At 47.9% G+C, this 23,734-nt stretch carries 25 protein-coding genes; 2 read left to right on the top strand and 23 right to left on the bottom strand.

The window, feature by feature from the left end; all coding sequences use genetic code 11:
• Positions 1-23: 23 nt before the first annotated feature.
• The 22 genes from EHO61_RS12670 to EHO61_RS12565 all read right to left on the bottom strand — a co-directional run bounded on the left by EHO61_RS12670 (position 24) and on the right by EHO61_RS12565 (position 21,591).
• Complete coding sequence (locus tag EHO61_RS12670; RefSeq protein ID WP_135813949.1) at positions 24-1,004, bottom strand: hypothetical protein; 981 nt, start codon at positions 1,002-1,004, stop codon at positions 24-26.
• On the bottom strand, positions 1,001-2,218 hold the full coding sequence (locus EHO61_RS12665; protein ID WP_135813948.1) for a TIGR04372 family glycosyltransferase: 1,218 nt from the start codon (positions 2,216-2,218) through the stop codon (positions 1,001-1,003). The genes EHO61_RS12670 and EHO61_RS12665 overlap by 4 nt, the downstream gene beginning before the upstream one ends.
• 67 nt (positions 2,219-2,285) lie before the next feature.
• Positions 2,286-3,332 carry a pseudaminic acid synthase gene (gene pseI, locus EHO61_RS12660; RefSeq protein WP_135813947.1) on the bottom strand — a complete coding sequence of 349 codons (1,047 nt, stop codon included), beginning with the start codon at positions 3,330-3,332 and terminating at the stop codon, positions 2,286-2,288.
• A complete protein-coding gene (locus EHO61_RS12655; RefSeq protein WP_246032121.1) occupies positions 3,329-4,030 on the bottom strand; it encodes a formyl transferase in 702 nt (233 codons plus the stop codon). The genes pseI and EHO61_RS12655 overlap by 4 nt, the downstream gene beginning before the upstream one ends.
• Positions 4,023-4,718: a PIG-L deacetylase family protein gene (locus tag EHO61_RS12650; RefSeq protein WP_135813946.1), complete on the bottom strand. Its 696-nt coding sequence runs from the start codon at positions 4,716-4,718 to the stop codon at positions 4,023-4,025. Before EHO61_RS12650 ends, EHO61_RS12655 begins: the two co-directional genes overlap by 8 nt.
• Positions 4,708-5,172, bottom strand: a complete 465-nt coding sequence (locus EHO61_RS12645) for a GNAT family N-acetyltransferase (RefSeq protein WP_167884870.1) — start codon at positions 5,170-5,172, stop codon at positions 4,708-4,710. The genes EHO61_RS12650 and EHO61_RS12645 overlap by 11 nt, the downstream gene beginning before the upstream one ends.
• Entirely contained in the window at positions 5,169-6,140 is a 972-nt protein-coding gene (locus EHO61_RS12640; protein WP_246032120.1) for a UDP-2,4-diacetamido-2,4,6-trideoxy-beta-L-altropyranose hydrolase, read from the bottom strand. Before EHO61_RS12640 ends, EHO61_RS12645 begins: the two co-directional genes overlap by 4 nt.
• A 24-nt stretch (positions 6,141-6,164) precedes the next feature.
• Positions 6,165-6,860 carry a pseudaminic acid cytidylyltransferase gene (gene pseF, locus EHO61_RS12635; protein ID WP_135813944.1) on the bottom strand — a complete coding sequence of 232 codons (696 nt, stop codon included), beginning with the start codon at positions 6,858-6,860 and terminating at the stop codon, positions 6,165-6,167.
• 59 nt (positions 6,861-6,919) lie between these two features.
• Complete coding sequence (gene pseC, locus EHO61_RS12630) at positions 6,920-8,095, bottom strand: UDP-4-amino-4,6-dideoxy-N-acetyl-beta-L-altrosamine transaminase (protein WP_135813943.1); 1,176 nt, start codon at positions 8,093-8,095, stop codon at positions 6,920-6,922.
• Between the two features lie 73 nt (positions 8,096-8,168).
• Entirely contained in the window at positions 8,169-9,947 is a 1,779-nt protein-coding gene (locus EHO61_RS12625; protein WP_135813942.1) for an ABC transporter ATP-binding protein, read from the bottom strand.
• 27 nt (positions 9,948-9,974) lie between these two features.
• Positions 9,975-11,033, bottom strand: coding sequence for an alpha-ketoacid dehydrogenase subunit beta (locus EHO61_RS12620; RefSeq protein WP_135813941.1), 1,059 nt, complete (start codon positions 11,031-11,033; stop codon positions 9,975-9,977).
• Positions 11,034-11,036: 3 nt separating this feature from the next.
• Positions 11,037-12,026 carry a thiamine pyrophosphate-dependent dehydrogenase E1 component subunit alpha gene (locus tag EHO61_RS12615; protein WP_135813940.1) on the bottom strand — a complete coding sequence of 330 codons (990 nt, stop codon included), beginning with the start codon at positions 12,024-12,026 and terminating at the stop codon, positions 11,037-11,039.
• A gap of 48 nt (positions 12,027-12,074) precedes the next feature.
• Positions 12,075-13,187 carry a DegT/DnrJ/EryC1/StrS family aminotransferase gene (locus EHO61_RS12610; protein ID WP_135813939.1) on the bottom strand — a complete coding sequence of 371 codons (1,113 nt, stop codon included), beginning with the start codon at positions 13,185-13,187 and terminating at the stop codon, positions 12,075-12,077.
• Positions 13,184-14,290: a DegT/DnrJ/EryC1/StrS family aminotransferase gene (locus tag EHO61_RS12605; protein ID WP_135813938.1), complete on the bottom strand. Its 1,107-nt coding sequence runs from the start codon at positions 14,288-14,290 to the stop codon at positions 13,184-13,186. Before EHO61_RS12605 ends, EHO61_RS12610 begins: the two co-directional genes overlap by 4 nt.
• Before the next feature lie 5 nt (positions 14,291-14,295).
• Entirely contained in the window at positions 14,296-15,288 is a 993-nt protein-coding gene (locus EHO61_RS12600) for an NAD-dependent epimerase/dehydratase family protein (RefSeq protein WP_135813937.1), read from the bottom strand.
• A gap of 2 nt (positions 15,289-15,290) precedes the next feature.
• The gene (locus EHO61_RS12595; protein ID WP_135813936.1) at positions 15,291-16,817 is read right to left on the bottom strand and encodes a PfkB family carbohydrate kinase; all 1,527 of its coding nucleotides are present in this window, start codon (positions 16,815-16,817) and stop codon (positions 15,291-15,293) included.
• Positions 16,814-17,614: a nucleotidyltransferase family protein gene (locus EHO61_RS12590; protein ID WP_246032119.1), complete on the bottom strand. Its 801-nt coding sequence runs from the start codon at positions 17,612-17,614 to the stop codon at positions 16,814-16,816. Before EHO61_RS12590 ends, EHO61_RS12595 begins: the two co-directional genes overlap by 4 nt.
• A complete protein-coding gene (locus EHO61_RS12585; RefSeq protein WP_135813935.1) occupies positions 17,601-18,587 on the bottom strand; it encodes an SDR family oxidoreductase in 987 nt (328 codons plus the stop codon). The genes EHO61_RS12590 and EHO61_RS12585 overlap by 14 nt, the downstream gene beginning before the upstream one ends.
• Entirely contained in the window at positions 18,584-19,156 is a 573-nt protein-coding gene (locus EHO61_RS12580) for an SIS domain-containing protein (protein WP_135813934.1), read from the bottom strand. Before EHO61_RS12580 ends, EHO61_RS12585 begins: the two co-directional genes overlap by 4 nt.
• Entirely contained in the window at positions 19,153-20,268 is a 1,116-nt protein-coding gene (locus tag EHO61_RS12575) for an NAD(P)/FAD-dependent oxidoreductase (RefSeq protein WP_167884869.1), read from the bottom strand. The genes EHO61_RS12580 and EHO61_RS12575 overlap by 4 nt, the downstream gene beginning before the upstream one ends.
• A gap of 18 nt (positions 20,269-20,286) precedes the next feature.
• Positions 20,287-21,222, bottom strand: a complete 936-nt coding sequence (locus tag EHO61_RS12570) for a GDP-L-fucose synthase family protein (RefSeq protein ID WP_135813932.1) — start codon at positions 21,220-21,222, stop codon at positions 20,287-20,289.
• A gap of 27 nt (positions 21,223-21,249) precedes the next feature.
• Positions 21,250-21,591, bottom strand: coding sequence for a MarR family EPS-associated transcriptional regulator (locus EHO61_RS12565; RefSeq protein WP_135813931.1), 342 nt, complete (start codon positions 21,589-21,591; stop codon positions 21,250-21,252).
• 495 nt (positions 21,592-22,086) lie between these two features.
• Here EHO61_RS12565 and EHO61_RS12560 point away from each other — a divergent pair, with 495 nt between their 5' ends.
• Positions 22,087-22,497 carry an Hsp20/alpha crystallin family protein gene (locus EHO61_RS12560; RefSeq protein WP_135813930.1) on the top strand — a complete coding sequence of 137 codons (411 nt, stop codon included), beginning with the start codon at positions 22,087-22,089 and terminating at the stop codon, positions 22,495-22,497.
• A gap of 29 nt (positions 22,498-22,526) precedes the next feature.
• On the top strand, positions 22,527-22,937 hold the full coding sequence (locus EHO61_RS12555) for an Hsp20/alpha crystallin family protein (RefSeq protein ID WP_135813929.1): 411 nt from the start codon (positions 22,527-22,529) through the stop codon (positions 22,935-22,937).
• Positions 22,938-23,093: 156 nt separating this feature from the next.
• Here EHO61_RS12555 and EHO61_RS12550 read toward each other — a convergent pair whose 3' ends face one another.
• Complete coding sequence (locus EHO61_RS12550; RefSeq protein ID WP_135813928.1) at positions 23,094-23,714, bottom strand: SCO family protein; 621 nt, start codon at positions 23,712-23,714, stop codon at positions 23,094-23,096.
• Positions 23,715-23,734: the final 20 nt, after the last annotated feature.

Genomic DNA, 23,734 nt, shown 5'->3' with positions numbered 1-23,734 from the left:
TCGAACGATTATTTATAATATAATTAAACGCGATCGCGTGTTCCGCTTCCCGTCACCCTCGCGACTAGGTGAATATCCGCACCGAATCCCGTTTTGAATTTAGCTATATCCGATAATTTTTCGTCGTCATAGCTCATCGGTGAAATGTCGAAATATTCGCAACCCAATTCTTTCGCATATAGAATCGCTTCCCATAACAATCTGTGAAAAATGGGTTTATCGAAATATTCACGCAAACTCACCGAATTTCCGTAGTAACAGGATTTAAAATTATAGGGAAAAAAACCGTAGCTTATGGCTTTACTATTCAATGATCCTATCAAAAGAAACGCCTCTTCCTTTTGCACCATCTCATACTGAAGCTTCCAGGTTTCCTCGCTTCTGGTCTGTCGTCCGGAAACGTCTATGTGCATTCTCATAAAATCTTCGAAATGCTTCCATTTTACGTTCTTTCCGTTTATCTTCTTAACGACCAGTTCTCGTTCCCCCCAATTCAACAAACTCTTATAGCTTTTTCTAATTTTAGAAAAAAGGATGGAACCGTCCTTTTCAAGGGGGACAAGCGGGTATTCTAAGATTTCATAGCCACCCTCCCGGTTCGAGATGACCTCGCGGGTATAAAACGAGAAATGTCCCATCGATATGTAATCGTAAATTCGCACCGCGTCGCATTCCAGGGAATTTATCTTGACTATAAATTCTCCGATCTCCTTGTTCGAAGGTTCCACACCTCCTTCTATGACCGTGCAAGGAAGCTCGCCGAACGACAGCTCCCTCCTGCCTTCCGGGTTGGTCATGATCGCCCCTATAAATGCCAACACCGGAACTTCATTTCGGATAATAACGAAAGAAGCCGGACTCGCCGAGGAACCGTTATCCAACGGACGTTGGATGTAGTATTTATAATTCAGTTCGGAATACTGGGCGGAATGATAGCCGGAGGAACTCTGGAGAAAGCGCACGTAATGCCAAAATAGCGGGTGTTCCTGCGTCAGAATTTTCATGCGCCGAAGAGTTCCTTATTTTTTCTGAGATAATTTGCTCCGATCCTATGAGCCGGAGCGCTATAGAATCGCGAATAAGAAGGGGAACGAAGAACGAACTGCCAGAATTTTTTCTGTAGTATTTTGTCCTCCTCACTTTCCTTCCATCCGCCATCCAATCTGGAAACCATTTCGAAAACGGCTTCGTAGATATCTTCGGACGTATTATCTTCCCATTCCAAACCTTGATCCAGGAAAGATTGGGAACTTCCCAATTCCCAAATCCCCGAACGGGTCATCTCATCCAATGTTAATCTCTTCCCGCCGATATATTTCAAATATTTGAATATACTGATGCTATTCGTATACATATAAGCGACGATCGTCACCGGAATCAAAGATACGCAGACTTCGGGAATCCGAAAAGCATGGCACAAAGTATCGATTCCTGAACCGGTAGTAACCATAAAATGGCAATTCCCGCCCAACCACATATCCAGGAAATCGCTCCTGAAACCCGATTTCGGATAATCGACGATCTTTCCGCCGCTTACCCCGACTTCCTTTTCCGTCACTTTTCCCATTCGAAACACCCAATAACCCTTTTCCGCAAGAGCCTGCATGGCTTTGTAATAGAGGGAAATATCCGAATTCCGAAACCAATGGTGGTTGGCGGTGAATTGGTTGAAAGAGGAGGAAGTTCCGTAATGCGTATTCATGTATGCTTCGTCTCGGATATTGAAACATACGAACTTATCGCCTTCCTTCATGCCGAGAGACTGCAGAAACGCTCTTCCTCGCCGATTTTCCTCTTCGGTAAAGGAAAGATGCGGCTTAGTCTTATCCATATAACGGTGCGGATCGGCAGTGGCGTATTTTACGGAAATCGAAGGTTTTTCGAGAAAATCCCCGAACGGAATCTTCGAATTCGCCCAAGCGAGATGCCTGCTAATGGAATATATCCTCAGTTTTCGCCGCGTCATCAGATCCCATTGGGAATTGCATACTACTTTATTATAATAATATAAATTAATCCCTTTATACTGCTCGGGATGAAGCTCCTTTTCCGCCAACAGACATTCCACGTCGAAAATGAAGTGCCCCATCCTATGGGATCCGATCGCTACGAAGTGGATTTTCACGAACGGTCTCAAAAGTCGAATCACCAAAACCGGAATCGACAAAAGAAGTAATAAGAGACACTTCTTTATCCTTTCAACGTTTTGCTGAAACATTCTCCCTCTTTTCCGATTTGCTCGGGCAATTCGGATCTTTTCGATTTCCGGAGCGAAAGATGAGCCTTCAACCTAACATGTCCCAGTGCAAAGCCGTTCCTCTCGGAATCGTCCGATTCGCCTTTTTCCCTAAAACGAGATCCATATACTTGGGCGGAAGACCGTGACCAGGTCTGATGCTTCGCAAATTCTCCTTCGTGAACTCGTCTCCGACCTTCATCTCTTGGACAACGTAAAGAGAGCGACGAAAGACCAAAGAGTTCTTTTCCGCCTCGGTGGGACCGTAATTCACCTTTCCGAGCGCCAGCCTAGCCCTGTCGGTTTCTATCACGAGAGATTTCAACTCTTCCGGTTCGATCGAAAAGGTCGAATCGACTCCCCCGTCCGCTCTTCGGAGAGTAAAGTGCTTCTCTACCACGGACGCACCTAAGGCCACGGAGGCGACCGCGACTCCGATTCCCATAGTATGATCCGACAATCCTATCTCGCAGTTAAAAAGTTCCCGCATGTGCGGGATCGTCAGAATATTCGTGTTTTCCGGAGTGGCGGGATAAGTGCTGGTGCATTTCAAAAGGATGAGTTGGTCGTTTCCCTGAGACCGAACGGCCTCTACGGCCTCGTGTATTTCCGAAATGGAAGCCATGCCGGTGGAAATGATCAGAGGTTTCCCCGTCTTTGCAACTTTCTTAATTAACGGAATATCGATATTCTCAAAAGACGCGATTTTATACGCGGGAACTTCCAGCTCCTCCAAAAAATCCACGGCGCTGAAATCGAAAGGAGTGCTGAAACACAACATCCCCTTCTCCTTACATCGATCCATGATCGGACGATGCCATTCCCAAGGAGTATACGCCACTTTATATAAATCGTATAAAGAAGATCCCTTCCAAAGACTCTTAGGATCGGAAATAAAGAATTCTCCCTCGGATTTATCGATGGTCATCGTGTCGGAAGTGTATGTTTGGATTTTTAACGCATGGGCTCCTGCCGCTGCGGCTGCGTCTATAATTTCGTAGGCCCTTTCCAAAGATTGATTATGATTTCCCGACATCTCGGCGATAACAAACGGAGTCGACGACCTGGATATAGTATGATTTCCGATCCTTATCATTGCGATTTTTTCCTGATTTCAAAAGTTCCTTTTATCCTATCCTGCTTCAACAAGGCTTCCGAAAATTCGATTCTGAACTCTCCCATATCGATAAAAGCCTTAGGGTAGCCCGGCGCATCCAACATTCTGATAAAGTCGTAGATATCCTCTTCGCTGCGCGATTTTCCGGAAAGGAGATCGCTTTCTTCCGGCTTTCTACGTTTGAACTCCGTAACGGCTCCGCTTTGAGGAATCGGCTGCATCCTTTCCCTTAAAATTTTCAGGATCATGGAATGAATCGTTTTGGAAGCTCGTAGAAAAATCTCTTCGGCGGTTCCGTAAAGATCGAGGTCTTGCTTACAATAAACCGGACCGGCATCGAGACCATCCCCGCATTCGATTGCGGATATTTTCGTCTTCGTATGTCCCCGCTGAATCAGATTTTGCAAAGGACTCCCGCCCCGCCCATAAGGAAGATCCGTCATATGAAAGATGACTGTCTTGAATTCGGAAAATATTTCCTTCGGAATCAGAAAAGACCAATGCGGAACGAAAACGAATTCCGGCTTCCAATCCCGAAGAAACTCCGTCGTAAGTTCTTGCGGAGAAACGACCAGCTTAGGCTCGGAAACCGTCCTCAACTCCGGATCGCTCGCCATCCATTCATTCCATTTTCTTGAAGTTAGGATGACGATCTTAGGCTTATTCGATTCAGACAATTCTTCTTCCTAAAATAAAACTCTCTGCGGCGGAAAATCCGACGGAAGCTCCTCGCCATTTGGAGAGAGCCTCTGCCGCCTCCAGCGATCTTGCGTGCGGGAACTCCCTCATTTCAGACCTGTATTCCGCAAGAGCATTCAACTTCTTCCTCAACTGAGATTCGCTTAACGAGACGAAATAGTTCGGAATGAAATGCCCGCCGGAAGGACCGATCTGCCATTCCGTACTGGATGGTACCTCGAAAAAATACAACTCTCGGACTATCTGCCCGGGAAGCGGGCGGCATGCTGTTACTACCGCTTCGTTTGTAATCCTATGATCGATATTCAGATCGTTATAAAAATGGGTGAAGATTATGCTGGGCCCGATTTCATCGATTTTTTTTTCCACGAGCTTTGTAACATCCAATCTATCCAACGAATCCATCCGATTATCCGGAAAGTCGTGGAGTTCCACCGATTTCACACCCACGATCTTACCCGCATTCAATGCACATTGATTCAGCTCGCTCAATGCTCCGATGTTGGCATTCCTGTCCCGTTTAGAATCTCTGCTAGTCAGACCTTCGGCCAGGATAAGAACATGAACCTCATGACCTTCTTCCGCGAATCTGGCCATAGCTCCTCCGCAACCCAAGATTTCGTCGTCCGGGTGCGCCGCTACGGTCAAAATGATCTTATTTTTCATATCGTTCCGAGTACTTATAAGTTACGAATTCCGACTCGGAACTCTCCTGCCGAAAGCCGACCTTCAGGAAACATTTTTGAGAAGCGACGTTTTGCTTCTTCACGAATGCCACGAACGTCGGAGCCTTTCCGAATTTTTCCGTCTGTGCCCTTAGACCCAGGGCGATGATTTCGGATCCGAAACCCCTCCCCCTATATTTAAGGTCGATGGAATAGTCGATCAAAAAGGCTCCGTCCTCTTCCCGCTTGTCGAACCTGACTTGACCGATCGAAATATTATTATATTCTAATATATAAATATCACTGTCGACATGAGCCAATTTTCCCAGGAACCAGGAAGTATGCTTCTCGATCGGGATCTGCTCGGAATTAAACGCGGCCTTCCTCGTCTCGGGATCGTTTGCCCAATCGAATAAAAGCAGCAGATCTTCCTTTTGCGCCCGCCTAAGGTTCAACATAACACCAGAGAACGTATTTTTCCCTCTCCGGAGGAAGCAATTCCGCTCATTCTACCTCGAATTCCGTCGCGCCAGGAATGCTCCGACATTCGATTCAGCTCATGACCTAGGAGATTCAAATCCTTCTCCATCCGCCCCAAACCGGAAATCGCATTCGACAAACCTTCTATGTTTTCCTTTTGGTTTTCAGCAGTCTCTATCAGGATCATAGGCACACGACATCTCAACAATTCATATGTCGTCTGACCGCCGGCGGTGATCGCAATATCTACGCTTAACATTAAATCCCGAATCTGTTCCGCGCTTAAATTCGAATGCAACCTGGTATTTCCGTCGGATTTCCTTTTGATTTCGTCTAAATTGGAGAAGGCCGGTCCCAAAAGGATTTCTTTCTTCGAACTCGGATATTCGGTATTTAATACTTCCTGAATCCTCGGAACTAAATTCCAGCGATCTTCTCCTCCGACGGTGACGAGTACAGACTCCATTCCCTCTTTTGTAGGCAAAAAGGAAAGCGTCTCCCGAAACGGACGACGTAGAAGAACGTAATCCGCTCCGGTAGCGATCCGGTTCTTGGAAGAATCATACTGCAATCGATTTCCCCCGTATCCCGGGTTCAAAATCGTGGATCCGATCGGATACGGGATCCTATTCGTATCGTCGATACAAATTAACTTTTTAGAATGGACCTGCAGATCTTCGTAAACTTCCCGACCCGCGAGATAGGAATCCACGAAGACCGCCTCTACCCGCTTTCCTTCCAAAAAAGCGGGTAGAGATCCCGGGCGTTTCCAGTCGAAAGCAATGACGGAAAAAGGAAATCTTTCGTTCAAACCGGTACTATCTGTATCCAATACTATAAAAATATCATCAGAGACTTCGCTTAATATTTCTGCGAGAGCGGTGCAGCGCCGAAGATGTCCCAAGCCGGTATTTGCCAGACATTCCGTGAATAAAAGGATCAAAATAAAATAAGATTCCTCGAAAATCTATCCGGACTTTCTTTTCATATCGTACTTGAATTCTGCGATTTCCCAATCCTCAATCGTATCGATATCCTGGACTTCCATTTCCCTCAATACGAGCCCCGCGGTTCTTTCCGTCCAAAGTTTTCTATTCGAAAGAAAGCGATCCACATGAAAGAAATAAAACAGTCCTGCGTCGTGATACGAAGGCGGCAAATCCTGGGAGCGCTTGTTTCCATTCTCCGGAAAGTTCATGGCAACCGACGAATCGGAATCCATACGCAAAGATCTCTGGATCGGATACCCATATTTGACGACGGGAAATACTGTATCCCAATCGCCTGCTTTTAACAAATCCCAGGCCTTCTTGAGCTGGTCGCCATCCAATAGGCAAGCGGTAGGATAGATACAGCATGCGTATCCGAAATTCACGCTTGCGACTTGAGGATGATTCAAAACCTCCACTAAAACGTCGGCTGTTCCGGCGAAGTCGTCCGAATTCTCCGCACTTCGCATAAACGGAACGGTTGCCCCGTACTTTCTTGCGACGCCGGCGATTTCCTCGTCATCCGTCGAAACGATCACCTCTTCGAACAATCCGCTCGACTTAGCGGCCTCTATCGCATACGATAGGATCGGTTTTCCTCGGAATTCCTTAATATTTTTCCGCGGAATCCGTTTTGATCCTCCGCGAGCGGTGATAATCGCAAGATTCGCCATTTTATATCGTCGCCTATCTGAATCTCTCGGATCGATTTCGAATAACGTAATACTGAAAGTCAGAACAAGGTTTGATGACCGATCGGAGTCATCAGAGTCTTTACGATTTCAATCTGCTGTCGTTCCGTCAAACCGGGAAAAATAGGAATACTGATCGCTTCCTTGTAATATGCTTCTGATTCCGGAAAATGATTCCTATCGAATCCCATTTTTTCGAAATACGGCTGCCTATAAACGGGAATATAATGCAGATTCACCAGCACTCCGGAGCTTCTGAAACGTTCGAAAATCTGTGCGTGAGTATATTCAATTTCCCGCAACTTCAGTCGGATCACATACAGGTGCATTCCGGAATAGCTGTCTTTCCGCATATACGGAACGATAACAGGCTTGTCGGCGAGTAAAGAGTCGTATTTGTCCGCGATCGAATGCCTGGCTTCCACGAACTCCTTCAGCTTACCCAATTGGCTGACCCCGAGGGCCGCCTGGATATCCGTCATCCTATAATTGTATCCCAGATCGATCTGCTGGTAGTACCAAGGGCCGTCGGGCGCGTGCGTCATCTCCGAAGGATCCCTTGTGATCCCGTGACTACGTAATCTGTACATTTTTGCGAGGAGTTCGGAATCGTTGGTCAGGGCCATTCCGCCTTCGCCGGTCGTAATGATTTTTACCGGATGAAAACTGAAGACCGTTATATCGCTGTACTTGCAATTTCCGATCGGCTCTTCCTTATACTTTCCCCCGATCGCGTGCGAGGCATCCTCTACGATTTTAAATCCATACTTAACGGAAAGTTGATGTATCTTGTCCATTTCGCAGGGCTGTCCGGCAAAATGAACCGGGATGACCACTTTCGGGAGGGATCCGTTCTTTTCGGCGATTTTCAGTTTCTCCGAAAGTTTCTCCGCACACATGTTATAGGTTTTAGGATCGATGTCGACGAAATCCACCGACGCTCCGCAGTAAAGAGCGCAGTTCGCGCTGGCTACGAACGTGATCGGGCTGGTCCAAACACCATCCCCCGGCCCCACTCCCAATGACAGACAGGCGAGATGAAGTGCGGAAGTGGCGCTATTCACGGCGAGAGCATACTTCGCATCACACGCGTTAGCTACCGCTTGTTCGAACTTCGGCACCACCGGTCCTTGGGTTAGAAAATCAGATTTCAGAACGGCGACGACGGAATCGATGTCTTCCTGGGAGATGTTCTGTTTTCCGTAAGGGATAATCATACCGTCTCAGTCCTTCCTATATTCATTGCATTCCATCGATCAGTTTGATCGATCCCGGGCTACGCTCGGAAAATCAAACTTTTCTCGCAAATAATTCGCTGTAACGGCCTTCTTTGACGATTCGGCCGTCTTTCATCTCGTATATGTTATCACATTTGCTTACGGTGGAAATCCGGTGTGCAATCATAATGATCGTCAGTTCTTTTCCTAATCCTTCGATCGCATCCATAACCGCTTTTTCCGTTTCGTTGTCCAAAGCGCTGGTGGCCTCATCGAATACGATTACCGATGCCTCTTTATACAAGGCTCTAGCGATCCCGATCCTCTGTCTTTGGCCTCCGGACAATCGGACTCCGCGTTCTCCCACTATCGTTTCATAGCCTTCCTTCAGGCTCTCGATATGGGAGGAAATCTGAGCCTGTTGCGCGGCTCTCACTGCCTTTTGTCTGTCTATTTTTTCCGGAGGCGTTCCGAAAGCGATGTTCTCGAGAATGCTTGAGTCGGAGAGATAGATGCTTTGGGGAACGTGCGCTATGTTTTTTTGCCAAGCGCGCACAGTATCGAATCGGATCGTTTGTCCGTCTACGGTCAACTCACCGCTCGTCGGTTCGAGTAATCCCATGACTATGTCCAAAAGGGTGCTTTTGCCGCTGCCGGTAGTTCCCACAAATCCGATGCGTGTTCCCTTTTTGATCGCGAAGTCCAACCCTTTCAGGACGGACGGACCTTCCGAGTTATACTGAAAATACAAATCGCTACCGCGAATCTCGCTTTGGAAGCGTAATGGAGCCGAATTCTCGTACTTATAGGTATCGGGTAGTTTCTGATCCAGCAGCTTCAATACGTCCACGAGAATTGCTTCGGTACTCTGTAGATTTGCCCAAGATTGGAAGCCCTGTTGTAAAGCCGGAAGCATTCTCTGAGCGCCCAACGCCAGAGTTCCCAAAGTCGGAATGACTGTCGAAAAACCTCCTTCGCTGAACGTAAGGCTATAAGCGAAAAAGGCCATAAGCACCATGGCCAAAGCTTCGATCGTATAACGCGGGCTACCGCTCATAAAAGCGTTGTTTCCCTGGGCGACGCGAAATCTACGATCCGATTTGCGGTAGGCTTCGCAATAGACGTCCTGCGTACCGTCGATCAAAACGTCCCGGATGCCTCCTAATCCTTCCTGCAACGATTTCATAACGATCGTTTGTTCGTCCGCGATAACCTTTCCGTTGGCGAGAAGTTTCCTTTTAAAAGCGTAAGCTACGCTGGAATATAAAAGTCCGAATATTAAGGAAGTGGAAATTGCCAACGAAGGATTGATCGCGACGGATCCCAAAAGAATCGTGATCAGAACAAACGCGGAACTTAAGAGAATCAGGACTTGCTGAATGATTCCTCCCGATACGCTGTTAGCCTTGGATACGATACCGGTAACGATTTCGCTGCTGTTTCGAGAAACATGGACGCTATAAGGTTGGTTCAAAGTCTTCTTATAGATCTCCATGCTCAAATCCGCTCCGGTAGCGAAGGACAATTTCGTCGTTAGCCAAAGCAGAATCAGTCGCATCGCGCCCGCCAAAATCGCCGCGCCTGCGAAGATCATCGTCAGAGGAAAAAGCAATTCGTTGGGAGTTTTAAAATTCCAATACTCGATAAAGGGTCGTATCTCCTGCAGAGAAAGGACCTTCTCCGGAGCCGTTAAAACGGCAAGAAACGGGAGAATCGCCCCTATACTTAAGACTTCCGTAAAGGAAGTGACGACGATCATAATGAGAAGTAAAACGAATTGCCTATGCCTCCTCGGAGCCAAGTGCGTCCAAAGTCGAACGAGAGGAATTTCTTTTATCTTATCAAAGTTCATAGAAGAAAGGCGGAACGGAATATTTCTTTAGAACGGTCCCTTAAACCAATCGCCGGGAACATCGTGGGGTTTCTTTTCCAACCCTTCCAGGTCCTCGGCACTCACCGTAACGCCGAAAGTTTTTGCCGCCTCGATCGCGATCTCTTTCGCACCGCGATAATAGTATTTTGTCAATCCAAAGCTGGAGGGAGACGCGAAATCCGGTTGTGTTAAGCGAAGTGGAGCGGATTTTAACGCGCCGAACATATCCAGACAAACTCTGGAAACGACTTCGCTAGCGACCGAAGCGAAAGGGGAAGAGGAATCTAACGCTAATAACTTTCCCGTTTTTCCGACGGAAGTAAAAACGGTGTCCCAGTCCAGAGGACGGATCGTTCTCAAGTCCACAATTTCGCAGGATATCCCGTATTTTTCCAGAATCTTAGCGGCGTGGATGGCTTCCATCGTCATATAAGAGTAGGATACGATCGTAATGTCCTTTCCTTCCCTAACGATCCGGGCCTTACCTATCGGAGTCTCATAATAACCTTCCGGAACGTCGCTTTGCACGTTATGCAACCAGCGATGTTCCAGGAATATGACAGGGTTTTCGTCGGCTACGGAAGACAATAATAATCCTTTTGCGTCGTCCGCACTGGTCGGCATAACCACCTTCAAGCCCGGAATATGGGCAAACCAGGATTGCAGGTTTTGGGAATGTGTAGGTCCCTGTCCCCATCCGTGCCCGATAATCAGCCGGATCGTAATCGGGGCGGATTTCTTCAAGCCGAACATAAAATACCATTTGGCGGCCGAATTCACCACCTGGTCCATCGCATAAAGAAAGAAATCCAACCGTTGGTGGATCATAATGGGTCGGATTCCGTTAAGCGAAGCCCCTACTCCCACACCGGTCATCCCGTTTTCGGAGGTAGGCATGTCGAATACTCTTTCTTCTCCGAATCTTTCCACCAATCCTTCGGTCGTCCCGAAGATCCTCTTCGGATCGTTCGCTCCGAGGCCGAAGCATATTACGGAACCGTTTTTTTCCATAGCGAGGTGAATCGCCTCGTTGATCGCCTTTGCGAAAGGAATTTGCCTTTTCATGATTTACTTATACTCCGATCGATAGGACTCGGCCATCTCGGGAAACTCGGATTTCTCCGCAAAATCGAACGCATCCTCGATTTCATGCGCTACTGTCGTTTTGATATCCGTTAATTCCTTGCGCTCCGTTCCGGAAGAGATCAACTCTTCCTGTAATTTCAGAACGGGATCCCTATCCAACCATGCTTGCACTTCTTCCCGGGGTCTGTAGCCCAGATCGTCGTCCAAATTCGGACCGCAATGTTCGAAGTGCCTATAGGTGTAAAATTCCCAGAAAAAAGGACCGCCGCCGTTTCGCATATCGGCGACGGTTTTAGAAACGGAACGATACACTCCTAACGTATCGTTTCCGTCCCCGACGTCGCTCCGAACTCCGATTGCGCGCACCATTTCATGGATTTTTCTTTCGGGCGGCTGACGCACCGAAAGAGGAGAGTAAACGGAAAAGAAATTATTTTCGCAGATGAACAAAACCGGTAACTTTCTGACGGCAGCGAAATTCGCGGCTTCATAAAAAGCTCCCTCTTCGACAGAACCGTCCCCGAAGAAAACGCAGCTCACCTGATTCGTCCGATTCAATTGGATGGAAAGACCTAGTCCGACTCCGATCGGGATACTGTTTCCGACGATGGAAGTGGAGCCCATGAAACCGCAGGCCAAATCGCTCAAATGCATGGAACCGCCGTGCCCGCCGCTACAACCGGTCTTTTTTCCGTAGATCTCGGCTATCATGGCTTTCAGATCGCCTCCTTTTCCGAGATAATGAGCGTGAGCGCGGTGGGTACTTACCGCGAAATCCTCTTTGCTCAAAACGAGTCCTACCGCGGCGGCAACTCCTTCCTGTCCGATACTGAGATGGGTCGGACATCTCATCCTGTTCTGACTGTATCTTTTGGATATTTCCTCTTCCGTCATCCGGATCCGCAGCGCGGAAACGTACAAATCCATCAATACGGATTTCGAAGAGATATCCGTTCCTACCTTAGCACTCATAAAGCAACCACATTAAAATATAATAATCGACTAAAATATCGGAGAAATTCAACCCTTATAGAATTTGTTCACGCTTTCGGCCACGAATTCCAACTCTTCCCGCTTAAGGAATTGGTGGATGGGTAAAGTCAGAATTCTTCTAGATTGTTCCTCTACGACCGGAAAATCCCCCGCTTTGTATCCCAAGCTTCTGCTGGCGGGTTGTAAATGGATAGGAATCGGGTAATGAATCGAAGTTTCCACGCCGAGTTCCGCCAGACGATTCTTTAGTTCGTCCCGCTTATCCACTTGGATCACGAAGGTATGGAAGGTGTTGAATTCCTCCGGTTTATCCTCGGGAATGTACACGAAGTTCCTATCCAATAGTTTTTTGTAAGCTTCCGCGTTGGCTCTTCGAGCCTGAATCAGTTCCGGTAATTTGCCGATCCTGAAATTCAAGATCCCTGCCTGCAAAGCGTCCATCCTGGAAACCAGTCCAAAAAACTCCACGGTGTTACGATCGACCAATCCGTGATTCCGATATCTGCTCACGTTCTGATAGATCTTCTCGTCGTTCGTCGTGAGAAAGCCTCCGTCCCCGCAAGCGTTCAGATTTTTAAGGGGATGAGTGGAAAAGCAACCCACAGCGCCGAAAGATCCGCTGGTTCTTCCGCTCCATTTCGATCCTATCGATTGAGCCGCATCCTCTATGATCGGAATCGAATACTTTTCGGAGATCCGAAGAATCTCATCCATCGAAGCGACTCGTCCGGTCAAATGAACGGGCATGATGGCTTTCGTTTTCTTTGTGATCGCTTTTTCTATCTTGCCCGGATCGATATTCTGGTCGTCGCACACATCCACGAAAACCGGGACCGCCTTCAGATGCACGACGGCGGCAGTGGAAGCGATAAACGAATTCGGCGGAGTAATGACCTCGTCTCCAGGTCTCACTCCGATCGCCGCCAAGCCGCTCATTAAGGCGTCCGTTCCGCTATTGAGTGCGACGGCATATTTCACTCCGCACAGCTTTGCGACGGATTCCTCGAACTTGGAAACTTGGTCTCCTCCGATATAATTACCGGAGCCTAGTATGGATTCGATAACGGGAAGGAGTTCCTGCTTTTCCGTCTCCCATTGGCGAGAAAGGTTCACGTAAGGGACTTTATTCGTCGTTTTCATTTTAAAGAAGAGTAAAATTCCTTAACGGTCGCGATTACGTAATCCATTTCTTCCTTCGTGAGATGTTGATCGCACGGAAACGTAATGATCTTCCCGACGTGACCGTCGGTGACGGGAAAATCTCCTTCCTTATAACCGTATTTTGACAGAGCTCGTTGCCGATAAATGGGAACCGGATAATGGACTTTCGCTTCGATTCCTTTTTTAACGCAATACTCCAGAAGGCCGTCCCGGTGTTCCGCAAACACGATGTACAAATGATAGACGATCCTAAAACCGTTAGGACGAGGGGGGAGTTTGATTTGCGGAATCGCGGAAAGATTCTTATCGTAGTAATTCGCGTTTTCGATCCTTTTGTTCGAAATTTCTACGGCGCTCGGGATCAACCAATTTCCTACGACGGCTTGGATCGTATCTAATCTGGAATTGCATCCTAGAATTTCCACGTGATCCCTGTCGATCAGACCGTGATTTCTTATTAAGCGAAGCTGTTCCGCCAAGGTGTCGTCGTTCGTGGTGATCACTCCGCCGTCCGACCATACGTTCAAATTCTTCAGCGGGTGAAGAGAAAAGGCCCCCGAATTTCCCCAAGTACCTGCCTTTTTCCCGTCGATAGCTCCGAGGATCGATTGACAAGCGTCTTCCACGATCGGTAGATTGTGCTTCTGAGCGATCGGGATCAGTTTACGCATATCGGTCATGTAACCGGTAAAATGCACGGGCACGATGGCTTTCGTTTTCTTCGTAATCGCTTTTTCCAGTAGATCCACGTTCATGCAAAACGTGTCGTCGCAATCCACGAACACTGGAATCGCTCCCAATTCCGCAATGGCGCCTACGGTAGCCACGAAAGTGTTCGCCGTGGTTATCACTTCATCGCCATGCCCGATTCCGAGAGCTTTTAAGGAAAGCTTAATGGCGTCCGTTCCGGAATTCACTCCGATCGCATGTTTCGTTCCGATAAGCTCGGCGAATTTTTTCTCGAATTCGACCAGAGGTTTGCCTAACGTGAAATCGCCGGTAACGACGAACTTCTTCAGATCGTCCCAGAGATCCTCGCAATTTCCGAATTGTTGGCTTAAATAGGAATATCTGACGTGCATTATTTTTACCTTAAATTGACCGATTGCATTCTTTTAATATTGAAATATCTCTCGTCCGTAAGCGAATTCGGCAAAAGATCCGCGTCGAAGGCTTTTTTCAGATCCTCGACGGCTTCCTTGATGGAATGATTCGCCTTAAAACCGAGCACCTTAAAGATTTTTTCGGAAGAAACATGATAAGAACGGTTGTCGTTCGTAGGTGTGGTGATCAGCTTGACGTCGTCCCCAACCGTTTCCTTGACCATGGTTGCGATCTCCAAAACGGTATGATTCTGAAATCCCGCGTTGAACACGTCCCCTGCGATCTTCTCTTTCGGAGCTCTCAAGAGGGTCAGATACGCTTCGACCATATCGGCGATGTGGATATTCGGACGGAGCTGGGAACCTCCGAACACACTGATCTCCCTTTTATGATACGCAAGGTTGGTGAGAATATTCACGACCACATCAAGCCTTTGTCGAGGCGAATACCCGCAGACAGTCGCAGGACGAATGGTGACCGTCGTAAAATCGTCGGATTGGTATTCGCTTAGAATCTTTTCGCAATCCGCCTTGAATTTGGAGTAATCCGTAAGAGGCTCAAGTTCGAAATCTTCGGTGACGTTCGGCTCTTCCTTGATTCCGTAAACGGAGGACGAGGAAGCATAAATGAATCTTTTAACGCCGGCCTTTTTACTGATCTCGACGAGAGGACGAAAAGCGTCAAGGTTGATCGATTTTCCCAAATCCGGATTCAGCTCGAAACTCGGATCGTTGGAAATACACGCCAAATGAATGACGGAATCGTGTCCAGGAATCGTCCTCTCCAAGACGGCCTTATCCCTGATGTCGCCTTTAATCTTTTTCAAATTCGGGTGGTCCTTTAGAACCTCCTCTCCGTATAACATCAAATCGAGAACGGTTACTCTATATCCCTCTTCGAGTAGACGCGGAACGAGAACCGCACCGACGTAGCCTGCGCCGCCGGTGATATAAATACTTTGAATCCCTTGAGACATGTTCACTCCAAATTCTTAATAAAGTTTTCTAATTTCTGCCTTGAAACCGGAATATTTCCGATAATCTGCACCGCTAAGGCCGCGACACAAGCTCCGATCGCGGAAGCTTCCATGAGATTCGCTCCCGAACACATACTGATCGCCATAGCCGCAAAAAGTGAATCCCCTGCACCTGCTACGTCCACCGGGTTGGAAACGAGCGCAGGAAAATGTTCCTTTTTTCTAAAATAATCGGGAGAATCGTTCGAATAAGCGATAAACCCTTCTGCACCAAGCTTGACTAAAAGGTTCTCCGAACGTGTACGCTCCAGCAAAGTGTTCGCGATCCATTCCACCCCGTCTTCGTGATTGCTCAAAGCGATTCTAGCTTCCCGTTCCGTAGGACAAATCAGGTGAAAATCTTCGAACTTTGCCACGTTGCCGACCTGACTGCTGCATTGAAGATCTCCGAAAAGGAAAATTCCTTTTTCACGGGCGATCGACTGGATCTCCGAAAGCACCTTGGGCGTAACGACTCCGTAAACGAAATCGCAGATTAAAATCCCGTCGACTCCGTCCGCGAGCGACTTAAGCCTTTCCAAAAATTTATCTTCGACGGACTTGGACAGAGAATGCTCTTTTAGTCGACTCACACGAAATAGCTTCTGGTTTTCCACCATATAACGGATTTTGAATGTAGTCGGCCTGGTGGAATCCCGGATCAGATGAACTTTGATTCCTTGTCCTTCCAATTCCTTTCGCACCAATTCGGCGTTTTCGTCCTCTCCTACGACCGATAAAAAAGAACACTCCGCTCCTAGCGCCTTTACGTGGGCCGCGACCACTCCCGCACCGCCTACGAATTCCTTGGTTTCCAGTTCCCGAACGACCAATACGGGGGCTTCCGCACTCATTCCGATCGCATCGCAAGCGACATATTGGTCAACGATCGTATCGCCTATGACTAGAATTTTGGACTTCGAAAAGTTTCCGATCCGGGACAGCAGCCCGTCCGAATTTACTCCCTGTCTTTTGCAGGATTGCAGAAATAAATGTCTTCTCTCCGACTCGATTTCCGACTGACTTCCGTGGAGCAAATCCGAACTGGCGTAATGGATTTCCCCGGCATGAAAAACCACCTGTCCGCCCTTTTCCTGGATCGCTGCGATAGCTTCTCGGATATCCTGCCTTTGTGAATTCTCGAATTCCTTTCCCAAAACCAATACGGCAGGATGAATCCTATGGATAAGCTGCTCCAAAGATATCTTATCCAAAACAAAAACCGAATCCACGAAGTGAAGGGAAGCGACCCCTTCCGCCCTTTCCATTTGGTGGAAATATTTATTACGCTTCGCCTCGATATTCTCGTCCCCGAGCACGGCGACTTTCAGCCCCTTGGAAAGACTCCTCGCATATTGCAAAAATCGAATATGCCCCGGATGAATGACGTTGAAATGACCGTAGCAGAGGACGAAAGGATGCTCCGCATTCGAATCCTCCAACTGGGAAAGGTCCGAGACGGAGAGTATTTTTTGGGAACTGGATGTCATGCTCTGGAACTCAATAACTCGTAGATCGGATTGGATCGAAATTTAGACTGCCACTCGTCCATCTCACCTTCTTCGGAAAAACGCACTTCTCGTTGGGCTTTAACCAGCGATTCCTGATTGCCGATATCCCGCATAACGCCCTTATTTTCCCAAGTGGCGATTTTACCCAAAAACTCCGGGAGCACTTGATTGCTGAAATCGTGAATTTCGGGTCTGGCATGCAACCACTCCAATAACTCGGGAGAAAGAAGATAGATCGCGGCGTTCGCCAAGTTACCCGGAGGATTCCGCACTTTTTCATGGAAATTCCTAACTACGGAACGTTCGTCCAATTCTACGATCCCGCAGGTTTCGGGAGTCTCCGTCCGGAAGGTCATCATCGTGAGTAGAGATCCTGCCGGCCTCTCTTCGAAATGGTATTTTATAAACGCGGCAAAATCACAGACACAGAGATTATCGCCGTGAATCAGCAAAGTGGTATTGCCCTTGAAAAAATTGTAGTTTTCAAGAAGCGTTCCGGCCGTCCCCAAAAGTCGAGGTTCGAACACGGACTCCACCCTGCCTTGAAATTTAGGTCTATTCAAAAAATCGAATACTTTCTCCGGTAGGTAATGCACGTTTACAAGTACGTCCTCTATACCTAGAGCGAAAATCTGATCCAGCCAGATTTCCAGAAGCGGTTTTCCGGAAACCGGCATGAGACACTTCGGCCATTCATCGGTGAGCGGCCGCAGCCTAGTTCCTAGCCCCGCAGCCAGCACCAACGCGCCTATCGATTCGCTATTACTTTTCGTCACCTAAGTATTTAAACCAATCGGAAGTAGCTTTCTCTATCTTGTCCGGAGTCCATACAGGAGCCTCCTTCCAGTAATCTATATTCTTGATAAGTTCGGCCACGCCTTTTTCGATCGGGACTTTCGGATTCCAGTTCAGATCCTTTCGAATCTTGGAAATATCCGCGTAAGTCGAGTCCGGTTCTCCGGGACGTTTCGGGATACGGATAGATTCCCCGCCGAGCAATTCCACGATCCGATTGATGGAAACCGTTGCCCCGCTGCCTACATTATAAATCTCTGATACTTTATCGCTTTTGGCCGCCGCAAGAACCGCTTCGGCCACATCCGTGACAAAGGTGAAATCCCGAGTCTGGTTTCCGTCCCCTACGACCGTGTACGGCTTGTTGGCCAATTTCTGCGCAAGGAACACTCCGAAAACCGCTCCGTACGTGCCGGAAGTCCTGGATCTTGGACCGTAAACATTAAAAAAACGTAAAGATAATGCGGGAAACTTATAAACCTGAGCCCAGTGCATTACGAGCTCCTCGCCCATCCTCTTCGTAAGAGCATACGGATATTGCGGCAAAATCGGTGCGGTCTCGGGGGTCGGATAGACTTCGGGGATGCCGTAACAGGACGAAGACGCCGCATAGACGAATCTTTTTACGCCTTGGTGCCTGCTCGCCTGCAGAACGTTCAGAGTTCCGTTTACATTGGATTGAAAATACCCCTCGGGGTTTTGAATGCTCGGAACGATATCGGCGAGAGCGGCCAAGTGAAACACGTAATCGACGCCCTTAAACTTCGCGATCCAGTCCCCTTGGACGGACAAATCGCATTCGAACAGATCGATTCGATTCTTTACATGCTCTAGGTTGAAAGGTCGTCCCGTACTGAAATTGTCCAGAACCACGACTTCGAAGTCGTCTTTCAATAAAACATCCACCAAATGGCTGCCGATAAACCCTGCTCCGCCCGTAACGATTGCCTTCATGAATTCGATTCCTGGCCTTTTTTATACATCCACTGCATCAATATGTGTCCGACGATCAATTGCAGGTCCTCGGAAACCTGCATGTCCTCTATCGCGAAATGAATCGGATGCTGGGCCAACGACTTCGCCTTCCCTCCCGAATATCCTAAAATGGCGAAGGTCTTCATGCCCAAACGATTCCCGACCTCCAAAGCCTTGAGAATATTCGGGGAATTCCCGCTACCGGACAAAACGATGAGAACGTCGTTCGCATCGGCTTTCACCTGAAGCTGTTGGGAAAAGATAAACTCGTAACCTTCGTCGTTGGCGATACAGGTAATGACGGAAGAATTCGCCGGAAGCGCCTCTATGCGCAACCCGATCCCTTTTCCCTTATCTATTCCGTAATTGAAATCGTTGGCGAGATGAATTGCATTCCCGGCACTCCCGCCGTTGCCGCAAATGTAGACCGTTTTTTTGGTCTTCCATGCGTCCCAAAGGGATTCCGCCAGAGTTTCGATCGCGGAAATATTCTCCGTTGAGAACACCTTCTCCAGTCGAGACACGTAATTCGAAATGAGATCCTTCATAAACTTTCGCCTTCCAAAGAGTTTAAAACCAAGTTCGCGATGGCAAGAGAGGAGGTGACTCCGGGAGACTCGATTCCTAGGAGATTTACCAATCCTTCCATCCCGTGCTCTTTTTCCGTTTGTATTAGGAAATCTGCAAATTTCTCTTCCGGCCCGTGAAGCTTAGGCCGTATGCCGGCATAGCTAGGCTGCAACTGATCCGGGTGCACTTGCGGAAGATATCTCTTTACGGAATCGTAAAATTTCGACCGGAGATTCTCCGGAACGTCGTAATTCTCCCGCTCGACCCATTCCACATCCGGTCCGAATCTGATACCGCCCGCCAGATCTAGAGTAAGGTGAACCCCCAACCCTCCGACCTGAGGGAGCGGATAGATCAGATGGGAAACGCGGATGTTCGAACCCGTTAAGGAAAAATAATGGCCCTTCGCCATACGAAACGCCGCCGGACGGGATTCTTCTGGAAAATCACGGATCTTTCCCAAAAAATCGTAAGCGCCCAAACCGCAGGAATTGATCACTTTTTCCGAAGTGAACTCGGAACCGTCGTTTAACGAAATTCTCCAGTGCTTTCCGGCTGTTTCGAGAGAAACCGGATATTTATTGCAGATCAAGGATCCATATTCGCCGCTAAGGTCGGCCAAATAGGAACTCATCAAATCTTTAGTCTCGACGATTCCCGTTTCGGAAGAATAGATAGCCGCAACCGCTCGAACGGAAGGTTCCGTCCGTTTTATTTCCGACTCATCCCACCAATACAATTCGCCGATTCCGTTCCGCTTTCCGTTCTCATACAAGGATCGCAGCTTAGGAATTTCGTCCGCTTCCACCGCGACGATCAGTTTTCCGGTTTTCTTAAAAGGAACGTTCTTCGTTTCACAATATTCGTAAAGTAGCCTTCTTCCCTCGATGCATAACTTGGTTTTTAAGGAGTCGGCGCCGTAATAAATTCCGGAATGGATCACCTCGCTATTCCGAGAACTGATCCCTGTTCCGAATTGGTTTTCCTTTTCCAGAACAAAAAAACTCTTTTTTCTCTCGGCAAGTCTCCTGCCGCAAGCCAGACCGATCACGCCTGCTCCGAAAACTACGTATTCTACGTCTGCCGCCAATTCGATTCCCAGTTGCCCTTATTTCCTGACGTTTCCGTTCAAAAAATCGGCGTAAGCGATTCCGATCCCTTCTTCCAATCCGGTCTTCGCCTTCCAGCCTAAGGAGTGCAACTTGTTCGAATCCAGTAACTTGCGGGGAGTTCCGTCGGGTTTGGAGGAATCCAAAACGATCTCGCCCTTGTATCCGACCGCCTTTTTGACGACCTCCGCCAATTCCCGGATGCTTACCTCTTGCCCACTTCCGACGTTAACCGTTTCGTTCGAAACGTAATGTTTCATCAAGAATACGCATGCGTCCGCTAAATCGTCCACAAACAGGAATTCTCTTAGCGGAGCCCCGGTTCCCCACATGACGACTTCCTTGCTATCGGAAACTTTCGCTTCGTGGAACCGGCGAATCAGGGCGGGAAGCACGTGCGAATTCATCGCATTATAATTATCGCCTATACCGTATAAATTCGTGGGCATAGCGGAAATAAACTGCGTATGATATTGCTTATTATAATATTCGCACATTTTTAGACCCGCAATCTTCGCGATCGCATAAGCCTCGTTTGTCGGTTCCAATGCGCCGGTAAGCAATGAGTCCTCCGAAATCGGCTGTTTTGCGTATTTCGGATAAATGCAAGAAGATCCCAGAAAAAGGAGCTTCTTGACCCTATAAACGTAGGAAGAATGAATTACATTATTCTGAATTTGTAAATTATTATATATAAAATCCGCAGGATACGTATCGTTCGCGTAGATGCCGCCTACCCTCGCCGCCGCCAAAAAAACGTAGTCGGGTCTATGGTCTTTGTAGAATTTTTCGACGTCGTCTTGTCTCAGTAGATTCAACTCTTCGGAACTATGGCCTACTATATTACTAAAGCCTTCCTCCCGCAGAACCCGAGCGACGGCCGAACCCACCATTCCATAGATCCCTGCGATATATATCTTAGCGTCTTTTTCCATACGATAAAACACCTCGTCGAATCCGCATCAGACCGACTCGTGCCCCTCCGAAAGCCTCTCCTCACCGATTCCCATCCTTTCCAACTCCTGCTTGAGTTCCTCGTATTCGCGCTTTTTGATGGAGTAATAGGTAAGCGTTAGCTGGATTTTCTCCTCCAGCCCTGCCGGGGTCAGAATATAGGCATATGCCAGTTTATTTTTACTGTTCTTAAAGTTCTTTGCCTTGATCCAACCCTTCTCCAAGAGAGCCTTGAGACAATAGTTCGTCTTCCCCAGGCTGATGCCCAAAGCGTTGGCCAGATCGCGCTGGTTAAAATCAGGACGATCTTCGATCAATTTTAGGATTTTATGCCTGAGCTCGTCAGTCATGAGAAATGCGATCGGGAATCGGGAGGAAATCGAGGCGTTCCATATGGCTTCGCCCCTTGGGTCACAATGCCTTAAAATCGAATCCAGTAAATCGCCGGAAGAAACACTGTCAAGAATTTTGTTCAAGAATTGAACGGACACTTATGGACGAAATGGCAGGAGAACCCGGACATTTTAATCTCCGGCCAGTAAAGTCCGGCCTGCAGGACCTCCTGCAAAACCTTTCTTCCAAAAAAGAATGGCAGAAAAGGGGATTTTGTGAAATGAGCCCAGGGAACCCCGCCGCTCCGCTCCAGCCCCCGCCCAGTAAGGGCGGGGCCCTCCCAAAATCCCGCGCCCTCCTCGGCCCGCCGAACAGTGTTTCTCTTTCTCGAGAACAAAAAAAATTAGCAATTTTACACATAGAGTGCCAATTTATCTCAAAAAAAAGTTGAAACTTTTTTCAAAATTAGCACTCTATATATACAAGTGCTAAGACAAGTGAGGACAACCGACATGAGGCACCAAGTCGATTTTTTACAAGAAATGCGCAGGATGCAAAACAGGATTCACAACCTATTCGAGCCCGTTTGGGAAGGAAACCGTGCATTCCCTACTCTGAACGTATATTCAAACCAGGACCAAATCACCGTTACCGCGGAAATCCCCGGTTTGACTTCGGAAGACCTGGAAGTCACGGTCGCGCATAATTTATTGACAATCCAAGGGGAAAATAAGGAACCCGATCTGGATTCGTTAAAGCCGAGAAGACTGGAACGTTCCAAGGGAAAATTTAAAAGAACCTTGGAGTTACCTCTGGCCGTCGATTCGGAAAGAGTACAAGCCACAGTCAAAGACGGGATTCTTACCCTGGTTTTACCGATCCAGGAAAACGAAAAACCCAGAAAAATCAAGATAGAAGCCTAAACTCTTAGGAACGCGCAGGAGAAGAGCGAATGAGCATTTTAGAACTTTCAAAAACCCTAAACAAGAATCCGGAAACAAATCAAACGGAAGAAGCAAACCGCGAACGGACGATTCGACCTAAGCTCACTCCGGCTGCGGACATATATTCCGACGAGGAAAAATACGTCCTCTTACTGGATTTACCCGGAGTCAAAGAAACCGATCTTGTGATCAGTTTGGAAAAGGACGAACTTCGTATCGAGGCAAAAACGACCCAGCCTACGGTACGCGGAGAATTGAGGTACTCCGAGTATGGAACCGGAGATTTTCGAAGAAGCTTCGCCGTCTCGGAACATCTGGAAGAGGAAAAAATTTCCGCAACATTCAAAAACGGAATCCTTAAGGTCACCCTTCCTCGCAGAAAACCTGCAAGCAAAAAGATCGAGGTGCAAGTAGACTAGGACTTTCTTATCGAGCCGAACGATAAAGACGGCAGTTCGAAATCACCCGGGGAATCCCTTCTCCGGGATTTTTTTATCTCCTATTCTCGCTCTCTTTCCGGACGGCGAACAAGAACTCGGGCGGCTTTCCGACGAAGGATCTTTGCCGCAAGTCGTTTAGATGTTTCGAAGCCAGTGCCTGATCCCTTTCGAAAGTTCTTCCGGGCTTGTTCCGGTGGGATACGCCGAGAGAATATTCCCGTTTCGATCCACCAAATACAATACTAGCGTATGGTCCACTCCGTATCCGCCGACCTTACCTTGCGGCAAAGGAACCTTTTTCGAGACCACGCCGAATCCTCTTTGCAGAGCTTCGATCTGATCTCTTCCTCCCGTAAAGGCCTTCAAAGCTCGATCGGGAAAACCTTCCGCATATTTCTCCAAAACCTCCGGAGTGTCTCTTTCCGGGTCGATGGAAACGAATACGGGAACGATACGTGAGGAATCCGGACCTAAAAGTCGATACGCCCTTCCCATTTCCTCCAACGCGAGAGGACAAAGATCGGGACAATGCGAAAAGCCGAAGTAAACGAGAAAAAGTTTACCTTCCAATCCGGAAAGTTTGGTTTCAATCCCTTTAGAATTCTTTACTATTGCCGTTTTCCATTCGATCACTGGTTCTTCGCCGGCAAACTCTTTCTTTTTTTCGAAATAGGAAGGCAAGAACCCTACCCCGATTCCGACCGCCACAACCGCAACGCCGATCAGTATTTTATAATAATCCGTTCGAGATCGCATTTCTATTTCTCCCGAGTTTA

The organism is Leptospira fluminis (genome assembly GCF_004771275.1).
Taxonomy (GTDB): Bacteria; Spirochaetota; Leptospiria; order Leptospirales; family Leptospiraceae; genus Leptospira_B; species Leptospira_B fluminis.
The sequence above is the reverse complement of the archived record's forward strand: the minus strand, read 5'-3'. Positions and strand labels throughout refer to the sequence as shown.

Coding starts and splice junctions, on each gene's coding strand:
- EHO61_RS12620 (WP_135813941.1), bottom strand. CDS start 11,033: ATGAAAAGGCAAATTCCTTTCGCAAAGGCGATCAACGAGGCGATTCAC.
- EHO61_RS12595 (WP_135813936.1), bottom strand. CDS start 16,817: ATGACATCCAGTTCCCAAAAAATACTCTCCGTCTCGGACCTTTCCCAG.
- EHO61_RS12650 (WP_135813946.1), bottom strand. CDS start 4,718: ATGAAAAATAAGATCATTTTGACCGTAGCGGCGCACCCGGACGACGAA.
- EHO61_RS12605 (WP_135813938.1), bottom strand. CDS start 14,290: ATGCACGTCAGATATTCCTATTTAAGCCAACAATTCGGAAATTGCGAG.
- pseI (WP_135813947.1), bottom strand. CDS start 3,332: ATGATAAGGATCGGAAATCATACTATATCCAGGTCGTCGACTCCGTTT.
- EHO61_RS12610 (WP_135813939.1), bottom strand. CDS start 13,187: ATGAAAACGACGAATAAAGTCCCTTACGTGAACCTTTCTCGCCAATGG.
- pseF (WP_135813944.1), bottom strand. CDS start 6,860: ATGGCGAATCTTGCGATTATCACCGCTCGCGGAGGATCAAAACGGATT.
- EHO61_RS12625 (WP_135813942.1), bottom strand. CDS start 9,947: ATGAACTTTGATAAGATAAAAGAAATTCCTCTCGTTCGACTTTGGACG.
- EHO61_RS12565 (WP_135813931.1), bottom strand. CDS start 21,591: ATGACTGACGAGCTCAGGCATAAAATCCTAAAATTGATCGAAGATCGT.
- EHO61_RS12550 (WP_135813928.1), bottom strand. CDS start 23,714: ATGCGATCTCGAACGGATTATTATAAAATACTGATCGGCGTTGCGGTT.
- EHO61_RS12615 (WP_135813940.1), bottom strand. CDS start 12,026: ATGAGTGCTAAGGTAGGAACGGATATCTCTTCGAAATCCGTATTGATG.
- EHO61_RS12585 (WP_135813935.1), bottom strand. CDS start 18,587: ATGAAGGCAATCGTTACGGGCGGAGCAGGGTTTATCGGCAGCCATTTG.
- pseC (WP_135813943.1), bottom strand. CDS start 8,095: ATGATTATCCCTTACGGAAAACAGAACATCTCCCAGGAAGACATCGAT.
- EHO61_RS12600 (WP_135813937.1), bottom strand. CDS start 15,288: ATGTCTCAAGGGATTCAAAGTATTTATATCACCGGCGGCGCAGGCTAC.
- EHO61_RS12570 (WP_135813932.1), bottom strand. CDS start 21,222: ATGGAAAAAGACGCTAAGATATATATCGCAGGGATCTATGGAATGGTG.
- EHO61_RS12555 (WP_135813929.1), top strand. CDS start 22,527: ATGAGCATTTTAGAACTTTCAAAAACCCTAAACAAGAATCCGGAAACA.
- EHO61_RS12580 (WP_135813934.1), bottom strand. CDS start 19,156: ATGAAGGATCTCATTTCGAATTACGTGTCTCGACTGGAGAAGGTGTTC.
- EHO61_RS12560 (WP_135813930.1), top strand. CDS start 22,087: ATGAGGCACCAAGTCGATTTTTTACAAGAAATGCGCAGGATGCAAAAC.
- EHO61_RS12665 (WP_135813948.1), bottom strand. CDS start 2,218: ATGTTTCAGCAAAACGTTGAAAGGATAAAGAAGTGTCTCTTATTACTT.
- EHO61_RS12670 (WP_135813949.1), bottom strand. CDS start 1,004: ATGAAAATTCTGACGCAGGAACACCCGCTATTTTGGCATTACGTGCGC.